General features: G+C 72.9%; 11 protein-coding genes and 1 tRNA gene. 5 read left to right on the top strand and 7 right to left on the bottom strand.

Going from position 1 to position 14,439, the window contains the following annotated elements; all coding sequences use genetic code 11:
* Position 1: 1 nt before the first annotated feature.
* Both Aeryth_RS09170 and Aeryth_RS09165 read left to right on the top strand, forming a co-directional pair.
* A complete protein-coding gene (locus Aeryth_RS09170; protein ID WP_067857562.1) occupies positions 2–1,225 on the top strand; it encodes an acyl-CoA dehydrogenase family protein in 1,224 nt (407 codons plus the stop codon).
* A gap of 107 nt (positions 1,226–1,332) precedes the next feature.
* The gene (locus Aeryth_RS09165; RefSeq protein ID WP_067857559.1) at positions 1,333–1,788 is read left to right on the top strand and encodes a MarR family winged helix-turn-helix transcriptional regulator; all 456 of its coding nucleotides are present in this window, start codon (positions 1,333–1,335) and stop codon (positions 1,786–1,788) included.
* A gap of 46 nt (positions 1,789–1,834) precedes the next feature.
* Here the strand turns inward: Aeryth_RS09165 and Aeryth_RS09160 are convergent, their stop codons facing one another.
* A complete protein-coding gene (locus Aeryth_RS09160) occupies positions 1,835–2,854 on the bottom strand; it encodes a zinc-dependent alcohol dehydrogenase family protein (protein WP_067857556.1) in 1,020 nt (339 codons plus the stop codon).
* A 380-nt stretch (positions 2,855–3,234) separates the two neighbouring features.
* Between Aeryth_RS09160 and Aeryth_RS09155 the strand changes: the two genes are divergently transcribed.
* Entirely contained in the window at positions 3,235–3,597 is a 363-nt protein-coding gene (locus Aeryth_RS09155) for an FKBP-type peptidyl-prolyl cis-trans isomerase (protein ID WP_067857553.1), read from the top strand.
* A 64-nt stretch (positions 3,598–3,661) separates the two neighbouring features.
* Here Aeryth_RS09155 and hrpA read toward each other — a convergent pair whose 3' ends face one another.
* From hrpA to ypfJ, 3 genes are read right to left on the bottom strand one after another with little or no spacing between them, the layout of a single operon-like run.
* Positions 3,662–7,282, bottom strand: coding sequence for an ATP-dependent RNA helicase HrpA (hrpA, locus tag Aeryth_RS09150; RefSeq protein WP_236749702.1), 3,621 nt, complete (start codon positions 7,280–7,282; stop codon positions 3,662–3,664).
* The gene (locus Aeryth_RS09145) at positions 7,279–8,049 is read right to left on the bottom strand and encodes a CPBP family intramembrane glutamic endopeptidase (RefSeq protein ID WP_067857550.1); all 771 of its coding nucleotides are present in this window, start codon (positions 8,047–8,049) and stop codon (positions 7,279–7,281) included. Before Aeryth_RS09145 ends, hrpA begins: the two co-directional genes overlap by 4 nt.
* Entirely contained in the window at positions 8,046–8,975 is a 930-nt protein-coding gene (gene ypfJ, locus Aeryth_RS09140) for a KPN_02809 family neutral zinc metallopeptidase (RefSeq protein ID WP_067857547.1), read from the bottom strand. The genes Aeryth_RS09145 and ypfJ overlap by 4 nt, the downstream gene beginning before the upstream one ends.
* A gap of 74 nt (positions 8,976–9,049) precedes the next feature.
* Here ypfJ and Aeryth_RS09135 point away from each other — a divergent pair, with 74 nt between their 5' ends.
* On the top strand, positions 9,050–10,336 hold the full coding sequence (locus Aeryth_RS09135) for a DUF445 domain-containing protein (protein WP_236749701.1): 1,287 nt from the start codon (positions 9,050–9,052) through the stop codon (positions 10,334–10,336).
* A 78-nt stretch (positions 10,337–10,414) separates the two neighbouring features.
* Positions 10,415–10,500, top strand: a tRNA-Leu gene (locus Aeryth_RS09130).
* 97 nt (positions 10,501–10,597) lie between these two features.
* On the opposite strand, the gene Aeryth_RS09125 is transcribed toward Aeryth_RS09130, so the two are convergent.
* The 3 genes from Aeryth_RS09125 to Aeryth_RS09115 form a co-directional block, all read right to left on the bottom strand.
* Positions 10,598–11,236 carry a potassium channel family protein gene (locus Aeryth_RS09125; RefSeq protein WP_067857544.1) on the bottom strand — a complete coding sequence of 213 codons (639 nt, stop codon included), beginning with the start codon at positions 11,234–11,236 and terminating at the stop codon, positions 10,598–10,600.
* Positions 11,237–11,282: 46 nt separating this feature from the next.
* The gene (locus Aeryth_RS09120; protein WP_067857541.1) at positions 11,283–12,248 is read right to left on the bottom strand and encodes a GGDEF domain-containing protein; all 966 of its coding nucleotides are present in this window, start codon (positions 12,246–12,248) and stop codon (positions 11,283–11,285) included.
* Positions 12,249–12,358: 110 nt separating this feature from the next.
* On the bottom strand, positions 12,359–14,386 hold the full coding sequence (locus tag Aeryth_RS09115) for a glycoside hydrolase family 16 protein (protein WP_067857538.1): 2,028 nt from the start codon (positions 14,384–14,386) through the stop codon (positions 12,359–12,361).
* Between the last annotated feature and the right edge of the window lie 53 nt (positions 14,387–14,439).

The raw sequence follows: 14,439 nt of genomic DNA, 5'->3' as shown, positions 1-14,439 counted from the left end.
GATGACGATCAACCTCGACACCCCCAAGAAGTTCCGCGGGTTCATCCAGCAGGCCCACGAGGTCGCTGACAACTTCCTGCGCGCGAACTCCCGCAAGTACGACCTCGCCGAGCACGCCTACCCCAAGGAGCTCGACCTCCTCGCCTCGCTGATCGACGGCATGGGCGACTCCGGCGCCGGACAGGGCGCCGGTGCCGCCGGCGTCCGCCGCAGCGAGGACGCCTCGGAGAAGGACAAGGGCAAGGTCAAGAACGGCACCAACCTCTCCTCCGTGCTCTCGATCATCGAGATGTGCTGGGGCGACGTCGGCCTGCTGCTCTCGATGCCGCGCCAGGGCCTGGGCAACTCCGCCATCGCGTCGGTGGCCACCGACGAGCAGCTGGAGAAGTTCAAGGGCACGTGGGCCGCCATGGCGATCACCGAGCCCGGCTGCGGCTCCGACTCCGCTGCCATCCGCACGACCGCCATCAAGGACGGCGACGAGTACGTGCTCAACGGCGAGAAGATCTACGTGACGTCCGGCGAGCGTGCCGACTCCGTCGTGGTCTGGGCGACGCTCGACCCGAAGCTCGGCCGTGCGGCCATCAAGAGCTTCGTGGTGCCGAAGTCGCTGCCGGGCATCCGGGTCGAGCGGCTCGAGCACAAGCTCGGCATCCGCGCCTCCGACACGGCCGTGATCGTGCTCGACAACTGCCGCGTGCCGGCGGAGAACATCCTCGGCAACGAGGAGATCGACACCAAGCAGGGCTTCGCCGGCGCCATGGCGACCTTCGACAACACCCGCCCGCTCGTGGCCGGCATGGCCGTGGGCTGCGCCCGCGCGGCGCTCGAGCTCACGCGTGAGCTGCTCGAGGACGCCGGCGTCGTCATCGACTACGACCGTCCCGCGACGTCGCAGTCGTACGCGGCGGCGACCTACCTGCAGATGGAGGCCGACTACGAGGCAGCGCTGCTGCTGACCCTCGAGGCGGCGTGGCTGGCGGACAACCGCAAGCCCAACTCCATGGAGGCGTCGATGTCGAAGGCCAAGGCCGGCCGCGCCGGCAACGACATCACCCTGCGGTGCGTCGAGCTGGCCGGCAGCCTCGGCTACAGCGAGGGCGAGCTGCTCGAGAAGTGGTCGCGCGACTCCAAGATCCTCGACATCTTCGAGGGCACCCAGCAGATCCAGCAGCTGATCGTCGCGCGTCGCCTGCTGAACCTGTCGTCGGCGCAGCTGCGCTGAGGACCGACGCCCCCGACCGCAGCACCGTGCAGGCCCCGTCACCCCCAGGGTGGCGGGGCCTGCGCGCGTCGTCGGTGCGGTGTGGGGCGTACCCCTAGGATGTCGACATGACTGGGCAGCTGCCGCCGGACTTCGACGTCGACTACCAGCTGACGCGGCTCGTCCGCCAGGTCAGGGCTCGGTCGTTGCGCAACCTCGCGACCATCCACGACGACCTCGACTACAGCACGTTCGTGCTGCTTCTGGCCATCGTCGACGCGACGACGTCGAGCGGTGGCGTGCGCGCGTCGGACCTCGCCGACTCCCTGCACGTCCACAAGTCGACCGTCAGCCGTGCGGTCCGCATGCTGGAGGACGCCGGGCTCGTCGACCGGACCCCGCACCCGGAGGACGGTCGCGCGCACGTGCTGCGGGCCAGCGCCGAGGCCGTGCGTCGTGTCGACGCCTACCGCGAGGACTCCCACGCCGCCCTCGCCCGCGTGATCGAGGACTGGGAGCCCACCGAGCTGCGCACGTTCGCGCAGCTGCTGGCGCGACTGAACGACGCCTTCGGCACTGAGTGAGCACGACGCCTTCGGCACTGGGTGAGCGCCGGGCGAGCCGCAGGCCTCAGGGGCGCAGCAGCACCTTGACAGCGCGCCGCTCGTCCATGGCGCGGTAGGCCTCGGCGACGTCGTCGAGACCGAGCTGCAGGTCGAACACGTCCCCCGGGGTGATCGCGCCCGAGACGACGTCGGGCAGGAGCTCGTCGAGGTAGTGGCGCACCGGCGCGACACCGCCGGCGAGGCCGGAGTTCGTGCCGAACATGACCGGCACGTTGAGCTCCACGCCGTGGGGGACGCCGACGTAGCCGACGGTGCCTCCGGGACGCAGGCTCTGGAACGCCTGCTTCATCGACTCCTTGGTGCCCACGCACTCCAGGACGCTGTCGGCGCCGATCCCGCCGAGGATCTCCTTGACCTCCGCGGCACCCTCCTTGCCCCGGGTCGCGACGACGTGGTCGGCGCCGAAGCGCCGCGCCAGCTCCTGGCGGGGCTCGTGGCGCGACATCGCCACGACCGTCTCCGCGCCGAGACGCTTCGCGGCGAGCACCGCGCTGAGGCCGACGGCACCGTCGCCGACGACCGCCACGGTGGAGCCCGGACCCACGCGGGCGGAGACGGCGGCGTGGTGACCGGTCGGGAACACGTCGCTCAGCGTCAGCAGGTGGGGGACGAGCGCGTCGTCGACCGGCTGGGGCACGCGCACCAGGGTGCCGTCGGCGAACGGCACGCGGACGAGCTCGGCCTGGGCGCCGTCGTAGCCGCCGCCGTTGACGCACGAGGTCTGCACACCCTTGCGGCAGACCGCGCAGGTGTTGTCGCTGTACAGGAACGGGGCGATGACGAACTCGCCCACGGCCACGTCGGCCACCGCCGAGCCCACCTGCTCGACCACGCCGACGAACTCGTGCCCGATACGACGCGGCTCCGGCTGGTCGCCGTTCGCACCGCGGTAGGGCCAGAGGTCGCTGCCACACACGCAGGCAGCCACGACGCGGACCACCGCGTCGGTGTCGTCCTGCACGACCGCGTCGGGCACGGTGTCGAGACGGATGTCGCCAGGGCTGTGGAGGACGGTCGCACGCATACGTCCTTCCTACCAGTGCGGGCGTGGGCGTGCCGCTGGCCGTCGTGCGTCGTGCGTCCTTCGGGTGCGTCGGTCTGGGCGGTCGTGACCTTGCTGGTGCGCTGCCGCGGCTCGCGCTGGGTGTGGTCCCCGAAAGGGCCTCGACCGGGCGGCTGGCGGGCGCGGCGGCTCGGGTTCTCGGGCTGCGGCGCGGGTGGGACGCAAGAATCTGCGTTCGTGCGCTGAGATCCCAAGGCTTCTGCGTTGGCTACGGGATCCCGTCGTGAACGCAGAAGCCTTGTCTCGTTCGCGCGAATCCACCGCCGGTCCCGCGAGAACGCAGATGCTTGCGTCCGACGCGGGCCGCAGCCCCGACGGAGCAGGTGTGGAAGGATCGAGGCATGACCTCCAAGCCTGAAGTGGACTTCATCGAGGGCCCCGCGCCCACCGAGCTGCAGATCAAGGACATCATCGTCGGCGACGGCCCCGAGGCCGTGCCCGGCGGCGTCGTCGACGTGCACTACGTGGGCGTCGAGTTCGACACCGGCGAGCAGTTCGACGCCTCCTGGGACCGCGGCCAGTCCGCGCGCTTCCCGCTCCCGCAGCTCATCGGCGCCTGGCAGCAGGGCATCCCCGGCATGAAGGTCGGCGGACGTCGTCAGCTGGTGTGCCCGCCCGAGCTGGCCTACGGACCCGCCGGCGGCGGACACCGCCTGTCGGGCAAGACCCTCGTCTTCATCATCGACCTGCTGGGCGTCGGCTGATCCGACCCCCACGAACCACGACGCCCCCGGACCCTCGGTCCGGGGGCGTCGTCGTGCTCGCGCCTCACACGCGCAGGTCGTCGAGCAGACGGCGCAGCCGCTTGACCGACACCGGTCGAGCCGTCCCGAGGTTCTGGGCGACCACGCTCACCCGGAGCTCCTCCAAGGCCCAGCGGACCTCCTGCACGTCGGCCGCGGCGCGACGCAGCGGGCTCAGGCCACCGGTGCGCTCGTGGAACTCCGCCTCGAGCTCGTGCACGCGCACCAGCTGCTCGGTGAGCGGCGTGGCGAGCCGTCGACGCGCGGCCTCGAGGTAGACCGGCAGGCGTCGCAGCTGCTCGACGCCCAGGTCGCGGACGAAGCCCGGTGCCACGAGCCAGCTCAGCTGCACGCGGACGTCCTCCGCCGGCTCGCCCGTGCCCTGCGGCTGGGCCTGGCCGAGCTTCTCCAGCGACCGCAGGACGTCGCGCAGCACACCCGCGGTGACGTCGTGGACGTCGGCCCTCACCCGTTCGCGCAGGGTCTGGAAGGCAGCCTCGTCCCACACCGGGCCCCCGTGGCGGGCCACCAGGTGGTCGAGGGCGGCGAGCCGAGCGTCGTCGAGCACGGCCGCCGCGTCGCCGTAGGGCGAGGAGGCCAGCAGCAGCTTCTGCCGCAGGTCGAGCGTGCGGCCGAGCGAGGGCGTCGTGGTCGGGGTCGAGAGGGCGAGCAGCCGACCCTGGCCGCGCACCATCGCGACCTGCTGCTCCTCGGGGGTGTCGAGCACGCGCAGCGCCACCGACGTCCCCTCGTCGACGAGCGCCGGGTACCCCACGACCTGCCCGGCCGGCACGGCCCGCTCGAGCGTGCCGACGTCCCACGTCGTGATCCCGGTCCGGGCCGACTCCGCGGCGACCACCTCGAGGTCGCGGCGGACGACGTCCCCCAGCTCGGTGCGCAGCGCGTCGAGGTCGCGACCCCGGGCCAGCTCGGCGCCGTCGTCGACCACGCGGAAGGTCACCTTCAGGTGGTCGGGGACGGCCGAGAGGTCGAAGTCGTCGGGGGAGACGAGCGTGCCGGTGCGCTGCCGGATGCCGCGCACCAGCTGCTCGAGCAGCGGACCGGCCGCGGGGTCGAGCTGCTCGACGAGCGCCGCCGCGTGGTCGGGCACGGGCACCAGCTCGCGACGCAGCCGCTTCGGCAGCGAGCGGACCAGCGCCACCACCAGCTCGTCGCGGTGCCCCGGCACGTTCCACAGGAACTCCGCGGGGTCGAGGGAGAGCAGGTCGTCGACCGGCACGTCGACGACGACGCCGTCGCTCTCGGTGCCGGGCTCGAACGTGTACGTCACGCGGTACTCGGCCGACTCCGACGTCCAGGTCGTCGGGTAGTCGTGCTCGAGGTCGCCGACGTCGGCCAGCAGCATCGCCGGGTCGAGGTCGAGCAGGTCGGGCGTCTCGCGCGACGCCTTCTTCCACCAGCTGTCGAAGTGACGCACCGAGACGACGTCGGCGGGCACCCGTGCGTCGTAGAACGCGAACAGCGTCTCGTCGTCGACCCGCAGGCCCCGGCGTCGGACGCGGTCCTCGACGGCCTCCGCCTCGCGGATCCGCTGGGCGTTGCGCTGCACGAAGGCGTGGCGCGTGCGCCACTCGCCCTGCACGAGAGCGTGCCGGACGAACAGCTCCCGCGCGAGGGCGGGGTCGTGCCGGCCGAGCGGCACGAGCCGGTCGACCACCAGGGGCACGCCGTAGAGCGTCACCCGCTCCTTCGCCATGGCCGCCCCGCGCCGCGCCGACCAGTGCGGCTCGGCGTACTGACGCTTCACCAGGTGCGCGGCGGCCTGCTCGACCCACTCGGGCTCGACCTTCGCGACGGTGCGCCCCCACAGCCGGCCGGTCTCGACGAGCTCGCCGGCCACGACCCACAGTGGCGGCTTGCGCGCCAGCGCCGACCCGGGGAACACCATGAAGCGCGCACCGCGCGCGCCGAGGAACTCCTTGGAGTCGGCCTGCCGGACGCCCACGTGCGACAGCAGCCCGCTGAGCAGCGCCCGGTGCACGTCGGCCGGGTCGGCCCCGATCTTGCCCGGCTTCATGCCGAGGTCGCGCACGGTGCGCCGCAGCTGCGCGTGCACGTCCTGCCACTCACGGATGCGCAGCCAGTGCAGCATCTCGTCGCGGCAGAGCCGGCGGAAGGCGCTGCTGCTCAGCTCGTCGCGCTTCTCCTGCACGTACTGCCAGAGCACGAGCCAGGACAGGAAGTCCGAGTCGGGGCTGCGGAACCGCGCGTGCAGCTGGTCGGCGCGGGCCTGCTGCTCGGCCGGCCGCTCCCGCGGGTCCTGGATCGAGAGGCCGGCGACGATGACGAGCACGTCGGCCAGGCACCCCTGACGGTCCGCGGCGAGGAGCATGCGGGCCATGCGCGGGTCGACCGGCAGGCGCGACATCGTGCGACCCAGCCGCGTGAGCCGGGGTCGGCGGTCGCGGCCCTCCTGCAGCGCCCCGAGCTCGGTCAGCAGCGCCCGGCCGTCGCCCACGGCGCGGCGGTCGGGTGCGTCGAGGAACGGGAAGTCCTCGACGTCGCCGAGGTCGAGCGACGCCATCTGCAGCAGCACCGACGCGAGGTTCGTGCGCAGGATCTCCGGGTCGGTGAACTCGGGGCGACCGTCGTGGTCCTCCTCGGCGTAGAGCCGGATGCAGATGCCGTCGGCCACGCGGCCGCAGCGCCCCGCGCGCTGGGCGGCGCTCGCGCGGGAGACAGGCTCGATCGGCAGCCGCTGGACCTTGAGCCGCTGGCTGTAGCGCGAGATGCGGGCGTAGCCGGTGTCGACGACGTACCGGATGCCGGGGACGGTCAGCGACGTCTCGGCGACGTTCGTGGCCAGTACGATGCGCCGTCCCGGGTGCGATGCGAAGATCTTCGCCTGGTCCTGCGCGGCGAGCCGGCCGTAGAGCGGCAGGACCTCCGTCTGGCGCCAGCGCAGGCCCTCGAGGTGGGCGGCGGCGTCACGGATCTCCCGCTCGCCGGACAGGAAGACGAGCACGTCGCCCTCGCGTGGCAGCTCACGGATGGCGGACTCGATGCCGTCGAGCATCCCGTCGTCCGGGTCGGTCAGCGGCCGGTAGCGCACCTCGACCGGGTAGGTACGCCCGCTCACCTCGATGACCGGCGCACCGTCGAACATCTCCGAGAAGCGCTCGACGTCGATCGTCGCCGACGTGACCACGACCTTGAGGTCGGGTCGGCGGGGGAGGAGCTGCTTGAGGTACCCCAGCAGGAAGTCGATGGCGAGGCTGCGCTCGTGGGCCTCGTCGACGATCACCGTGTCGTAGCGCGACAGGTCGCGGTCGTGGTGGATCTCGCTGAGCAGCAGCCCGTCGGTGACCAGCCGGATCTGGGTGCTGTCGCTCGTGCGGTCGTCGAAGCGGACGGCGTAGCCGACCTCCCGCCCGAGCTCGACCTCGCACTCCTCGGCGATGCGGGCCGCGACCGACCGGGCGGCGATGCGTCGAGGCTGCGTGTGCACGATGCGCTCGCGGCCGAGCAGACGCGCGATCTTCGGCAGCTGGGTGGTCTTGCCCGACCCGGTCTCGCCGGCGACGACCACGACCTGGTGGTCGCGCAGCGCCGCCGCGATGTCGTCGGCGCGGTCGGCGATGGGCAGCCCCGGCGCGACCTCCACCTTCATCGTCGACGTCGTCATCGCAGCCCCAGCCGGTCGCCGAGGACGAGGACACCGACGAACGCGAACACGTCGAGCAGCGTATGGGCCACCACGAGGGGCGCGAGCCGCCGGGTGCGGTGGTACCAGTAGCCGAACACGAGCCCCATGAGCACGTTGCCGAGCGCCTGGCCGAAGCCCTGGTACAGGTGGTAGCTGCCCCGCAGCAGGGCGCTGGAGACGATGATCGTCGGGGTGCTCCACCCGATCTGACGCAGTCGGGTGAAGAGGTAGCCGATCATCACGACCTCCTCGAGCACGCCGTTCTGGAACGCGGCGAGCACGAGGACCAGGGCCGTCCACCAGTAGACCTGCTGGGGCACGGTGACCACGTCGGCCGTGACGCCGAGGGCCCGGCCGGCGACGTAGACGCCGATGCCGGGCAGGCCGATGAGGGCGGTGAGGCCGACCCCCTCCAGGACGGTCCGCAGACGTCCCGCTCCGGTGAGCCCGAGACGGCGCAGGACGCCGGGGCCGTCGCCGGCCAGCAGGAACAGCGCGAGGCCGACGGGCACGAGCGCGAAGCCGATGCCCAGCAGCTGGTAGGTGACGTCGAGCCACTCGCGGTCGCTGCGCGAGGCGTTGAGGGTCGCGGTGGCGTCGCGCAGCGGGCCGCGGGTGAGTGCGGCGAGCAGGCTGAGCGCGGCGTAGACGGCCGACTGGCCGAGCGACACGCCGAGGACGAGCCAGACCTCCAGGCGCAGCCGACGGCCGTCCGGGGCCGCCGCGCCCGTGGCAGGGACGCTCACAGGTCGTTCGTGGCGAACGTGTCGCACTGGTCGGCGCTGCCGCCGTCGTAGCCGGTGAGGAACCAGCGCTGGCGCTGCTCGCTCGAGCCGTGCGTCCAGGTGTCGGGGTCGACCGTGGCCCCGGCCGAGGCCTGGATGTGGTCGTCACCCACCGCGGCCGCGGCCGAGAGGGCCGAGCGGACGTCGGCCGGCGTCAGGGGCTCCAGCAGCGTGGTCCCGTTCGCGTCCTGCGTCGTGGCGGCATGGTGCGCCCAGACACCGGCGAGGCAGTCGGCCATCAGCTCCACGCGCACGCCACCACCGGTCGCGCCGCTGCCGGACTGCGCGCGGCCGAGGATCCCGAGGATCTGCTGGACGTGGTGCCCGTACTCGTGGGCGACGACGTACTCCTGCGCGAGCGCGCCGCCGTCGGCCCCGTAGCGGCTCGAGAGCAGGTCGAAGAAGCCGGTGTCGATGTAGATGCGCTCGTCCGACGGGCAGTAGAACGGCCCCGTGCTGCTCGAGGCGGTGCCGCAGGCCGACTGCGTCGCGCCGGAGAAGACGACCGTGCGGGCCGGGCGGTACTGGCGGCCGACGTCGGCGGGCAGGGCGTCGGTCCAGTAGTCCTGCACGCTGTTGACGGTGCCGACGACGCGGCAGACGTCGTCGCGGTTGGCGTCGGCGCCGGTGCGGCACTGGCTGAGGTCGACGGTGGAGTCCTCGCCCGCGGTCTGCACCTGGCTCGTGTCGAACGGGTTCTGGCCCCCGGTGAGCTCACCCGGGTCGATGTCGAGAAAGAGGGCGACGAGCGTGACGACGAGGGCGCCGATGCCGCCGCCGACCACGGCGCCGCCGCGCACGCGACCGCCGCCGACCACGGCGCCGCCGCGCACGCGACCGCCGGTGACCTGGCTCGTGTCGAGGCGGGCGTCCTCGTTGAAGCTCATGCGCGGAGTCTACGCAGCGGACGTCACGTCGGCGCTGCGCAGCCGAGCCGCCCGGACTCACCTACGCTCGGGCCGTGAGCACCTCCGTGACCGAGCGCAACGCCGCTGCCGGCCCCGCCCTGTCGTCCGACCCGGCCGCCGACGAGGCCCGTCGCCGTGGCCTGCGCCGCATGCGCGTCGTGGCCACGTCGCTGCTCGTCGTCGCGGCCGTCGTGTTCCTCCTGACCCGTGAGCAGGGCGGCGCGTGGGGCTACGTCAACGCCGCGGCCGAGGCCGCCATGGTCGGCGCGATCGCCGACTGGTTCGCGGTCACGGCGCTGTTCCGGCACCCGCTCGGGCTACCCATCCCGCACACCGCGATCATCCCGCGCCGCAAGGCCTCGCTCGGCGCCAGCCTGCAGGAGTTCGTGACCGAGAACTTCCTGCGCCCGGAGGTCGTGAAGGAGCGGCTCGACTCCGCCGAGCTCACGCGGCGTGCGGGCGTCTGGCTCGCCGAGGGCGACCACGCCGAGCGGCTCGTGCGTGAGGGGTCCAAGATCACCGCGCACGCGCTCACCCGCGTCAAGCGCGACGACGTCGCCGCCCTCGTGCGCGACGCCATCGTGCCGCGGCTCGTGGAGGAGCCGCTCGCGCCGGTGGCCGGCAAGCTGCTCGGCGACGTGCTCGCCGAGCGGGCGCACGTCGGCATGGTCGACCTGGTGCTCGACGAGCTGCACGCGTGGTTGCTCGAGAACGAGGACGAGGTGATGGCGCTGGTGGGGGAGCGTGCCCCCTGGTGGACGCCGCAGTGGGTCGACGAGCGGGTCGGCTCGCGGCTGCACCTCGAGGCGGTCACCTGGGTGCAGGAGATCCGTGACCAGCCCGAGCACCGCGCCCGCCGGGCGCTCGACGGCTGGCTCGGTCGTCTCGTCGACGACCTGCAGTCCGACGAGGCCACGCAGGAGCGCTTCGAGCGGCTCAAGAGCCGCATGCTGAACCAGCCCCAGGTCACGACGACGGGCGTGGCGATCTGGGACGCCCTGCGCCGCGCGCTGGTCGAGACCCTCCAGGACGAGGACGGCATGCTGCGCCGCCGTGCGCTGCAGGAGCTGCACGCGCTGGCCGACCGGCTGCAGCACGACACCGAGCTGCAGGCCCGTGGCGACCGGGTCGTCGCCGACGCCGGCGCCTACCTCGTCGAGCACTACGGGTCTGAGGTGGCCACGATCATCTCGGCCACCGTCGACCGCTGGGACGGCGTGGAGACCGCGCGCAAGGTCGAGCTGCACGTCGGGCGCGACCTGCAGTTCATCCGCATCAACGGGACCGTCGTCGGTGGCCTGGCCGGCCTCGTGATCCACACCCTCAGCCACCTCGTCTGAGCAGGGGGTGGGGTGCGCGGGTCGCGCAGCACCCCTGGTACAGTTCCTGACTGCACCACGGACCTCTACGAGGTCCACGTCCGGGTGGCGGAATAGGTAGACGCGCTAGCTTGAGGTGCTAGTGCCCGGTTACGGGCATGGGGGTTCAAGTCCCCCCTCGGACACGTTGAGGAGACCGGCCGCGAGGCCGGTCTCCTCTTGTCGTTCCTGGTGGCCTGCCGGTGCGACCCCGCACGTCCGGGCGCGGGTCTCTGCGCGCGATCACCCTGACGTGCGGCGCTCCCGCTCCGCGCGGGCGAGCATCGCCGTGGCCACCGACGCGGTGACCGAGCCGACCACGCCGATGCCGACGACCATGAGCACGACGGCGATGACACGACCCTGCGTCGTGACGGGGGAGTAGTCGCCGTAGCCGACGGTCGTGACGGTCACGCACGCCCACCAGAGCGCGTCGCCGAAGGACGTGATGGTCGCGTCGGGCGCGTCGCGCTCGGCCTGGAGGACGGCGAGCGAGGCGAGGCCGACCGACGCGACGGCGGCCCCCGACACGTAGACCAGCGTGCGGCCGGCCAGGCTCCCCGCGGCGGACCGGTCGAGGATCCGCAGCAGGGCCACGAGGCGCAGCAGCCGCAGCGGGCGGAGCATCGGCACCGCGATGAGTGCGACGTCGTACCAGTGACGCACCGCGTAGTCCCTCCGGTCGTCGGCGAGCCCCAGCCGCACGACGAAGTCGAGGGCGAACGCGGCCCAGACCGTCCAAGACACGGTCTCGAAGAACTCCCGCCACCCCCGGTCCAGGCGCGGGTCCAGGACCGGCCAGGCGTAGGCGACCAGGAAGGCCAGGGACAGCAACAGCAGCGGGACCTCTGCGCGACGTTCCCAGCGCTCGACACGAGTCATGGCCACCATCCTGGGCCCAGCGCCGCGGTGGCGAAGAGCAGCCCTGTCAGCCGGACGCGCCCTCGGCCTCGGAGGCGTCGGGCGAGGACCCGCCGGGGGAGTGTCGGGGCGGGGGCGGCGACTCCGTGACCTGCTCGGCCGCCCGCCGCAGACGCTTGTCGCCATACATGTCGAGGTCGGCGTGCCGTAGCCCCTCGGGGCCGCCGGGTGCGACGCCCATGCTGAGCGTCACCTGCTCGGTGGCCGCCCACCACCGGCGCAGCTCCTCGAGCCGGCGCCGGGCCGACGCCTCGTCCTCGTCGAGAACCAGCACGAACTCGTCACCGCCCGTGCGGAAGACGTCGCCGGAGCCGTGGACGCTGCAGGCCAGCAGCGCACCCAGCCTGCGCAGGAGGTCGTCACCGGCGACGTGGCCGTGCGTGTCGTTGAACCGCTTGAAACCGTCGACGTCGATCACGGACACGGTGGAGCGCCCCGACGACGCCTCGAGGCGACACACGAGGTCGCGCCGGTTGAGCACGCCGGTGAGCGGGTCGGTCCGCGCCAGGCGCTCCAGCTCCGCCCGCTGCTCGTTCAGGTGCGTGATGAGGCGCGCGGGCAGCTCGGCGACGATCACCCACATGACGGCCGTCGCCGTGGTCCGCTGCAGCACAGGTCCCTCCAGCCCGCCCCACGCGACGACGAACGCAGGCACGGCCGGGACCAGCAGCCACAGCGAGCGCCACGGCGGCTGCGTGAGCCCCGCGAACACGAACGCCATGCTGATCAGCCCCGGCACCAGGCGCGCAGCGGCGGGCGTGTCGACCCCGACGAGGCCGTACAGCACGCACACGGCCGCAGGCCACAGCAGCAGCGTGGATCGACGCCGCCAGCAGCCGGACCGGAGGCAGACCATCAGCACCAGCGCGGCGAGCGGGGGAGCGACGAGCAGGGCCACCGGTGTCGGGCTGCCGGGCGGTGTGCTCGTCGCGGCCGTCACCGCCAGCACCACCGACTCGACGAACACCGCCACCGCGCCGCAGACGTGCCAGACCCGCAGGTCCCATGCGCCAGGACGCCGCCACGGCGGTCGTTCCGCCGGCCGTCCTCCTGTCGCTCCCCCCGATCGTCCGTCGCGCGCCCTCACGGATTCACGCGGTACACCCTGACGCTGTCGACGACGTAGTCGAAGGCGTCCTTGGTGTGCTGCTGGTCGGGCATGCCCCAGTAGGACGAGCCCACCTGCATGTTGAGCCGGATGTTGAACGGGCTGTCGAAGGCCGTGCGGGCCCACGGCACCTGCTCGATCGGGATCGTCGACAGCACCTGGTCGTCGTAGGTGAACTGCATGCAGTCCGGCGTCCAGTTGAAGCCGTAGGTGTGGAAGCCCTCGTACACGCCGGGCGTCCGCGTCGCCCAGTTCTGGTGCGCCCACGAGTACCACTCGCCGCGCTGCTTGCCCAGGTTGGTGTCCTCCCACAGCGTCGTCGTGTAGGAGCCGGCAGGGTTCCAGCGCTGTGTCGACTCGCCGCCGTAGGCCTCCATGACGTCGATCTCGCCGTTGGTGCGGTCACCGCGCAGCCAGAAGGCCGGCCAGACGCCGCGGGTCATCGCGCGCGACGTCGGCAGCTTGGCCCGCATCTCCCAGCGTCCGTACTTCTGGGAGAACTTCCCGACGGTGTCGAGGTAGCCCGTGTCGTACCACCGCTCCCGGACACCGCTGGAGACCGACGCCGGCGTCGAGCGGCGACGTCCCTCGATCGTGAGTGTCCCGTCGGACACGTCGACCGCGTCCTTCGTCACGTACGCCGCGTCGAAGGAGAGGTGCGTCCGGTCGCGGACCCGCCACTTGGTGGTGTCGAGGCCCGTCCCGTCGAACTCGTCGGCGAAGCTCAGCGTGCGGCGCTGCGGCGAGTTCAGGTCGTCGCAGGTCCGGGTGGTGCTGCCCGGCGGCGTGGGCTCAGGCGTCGGGGTCGGGCTCGCCGTCGGCGTGGGCGTCGTGGGCTCGGGCGTCGGGCCCGGGTCCGTGGGGGTCGGCTGCGTGGGCGTCGGCTCGGACGGCGTCGGCTGGGGGGCCGGTGTCGACGGCGACGTCACCGTCACGTCCGCACCGCGGAACCGGAGGGCGGCGCCGCGCGCGAGGCCGTCGCCGCGGTAGACGACCCGGATGCGACTGCCGGAGCGCTCGGTGCGCAGCTGCGCGCCCAGCCAGGCCCAGTCGGTCACGGCGTCGCGGGAGCCGCTGAACGACTGGACGACGCTGCCGTCGGTCGCCACCTCCTGCAGGGTCAGGCGCACGGGACGCGCGCCGCCCACCGTCGACACCTGGCTCGCGACGTGCACGAGCGAGCCGGCTTCCAGGCGGTCGCCCGACCGACGCGAGGTGGCCGTGAGGTTCCCGCTCCCGCTGGCGCGCAGCTGGCAGACGCGCTCGGGCGCGTCGACGCCGGAGAGCAAGGCGTTCGGCGACGTCGTCCAGCCGAGTGCGCCGGAGCGGCAGGTGCTGTTGGGCACCCACTCGCCGGCACGGCCCGGCGGCAGCACCGCGCGCACGCGCACCGGCCGGACGAAGAAGCGCGCGTGCCCGCGCGTGCGGGTGTGCACCGGGCGTACGGCGATCCGGCTGCCCTCGTGCGCGATGGTCAGGGTGGTGGAGACGGTGCGGTACCTCCAGCTGCCGGGCACGGCGCGCCCGGTGACGATACGGGTCGCGCCCGACGGGCGTCGCTCGGTGACCCGCAGGGCCAGCCGGCCGCCGCGCAGGCCCGAGGCCATCGGCGCCGTGACCGTGACCCGGGTACCCGCGGGGAAGGCCAGCAGGCTGGAGCTGCTCTGTGCCGCGACGTCACGGGTGCGGCGTGAGTGGTTCTTGACGACGAGCGCACGGCGTGACGAGCGCTGCTGGACCGCGAGACGGGCACGGTCGCCGGGGTGCCACGACGCACGGCCCGCGGCGAAGTCGTGGTTGCGCAGGACCTGCGCTGTCGTGGGGGAGGTCGTGGCCGAGGCGGTCGTCGCGGTGGCCGGCCCCGGGTCGAGCGAGCGCGCGGGGGCTCCAGCGAGCGCGGCGGAGGCCGGAGCGGCCATCGCGCCGACCACGAGCACCCCCGACAGGAGGTGGATGCCGATGCGCGGCACCCACCCCCCGGGGGCGATGGTGCGTTCTCCCATGACGTGCCACCTTGGTGTTCTTCTCCCTGGCGCAGCACGCGGTCTCCCGTCCG

This window comes from Aeromicrobium erythreum (assembly GCF_001509405.1).
Taxonomy (GTDB): domain Bacteria; phylum Actinomycetota; class Actinomycetes; order Propionibacteriales; family Nocardioidaceae; genus Aeromicrobium; species Aeromicrobium erythreum.
This window is presented reverse-complemented; position numbering and strand designations above follow the sequence as displayed.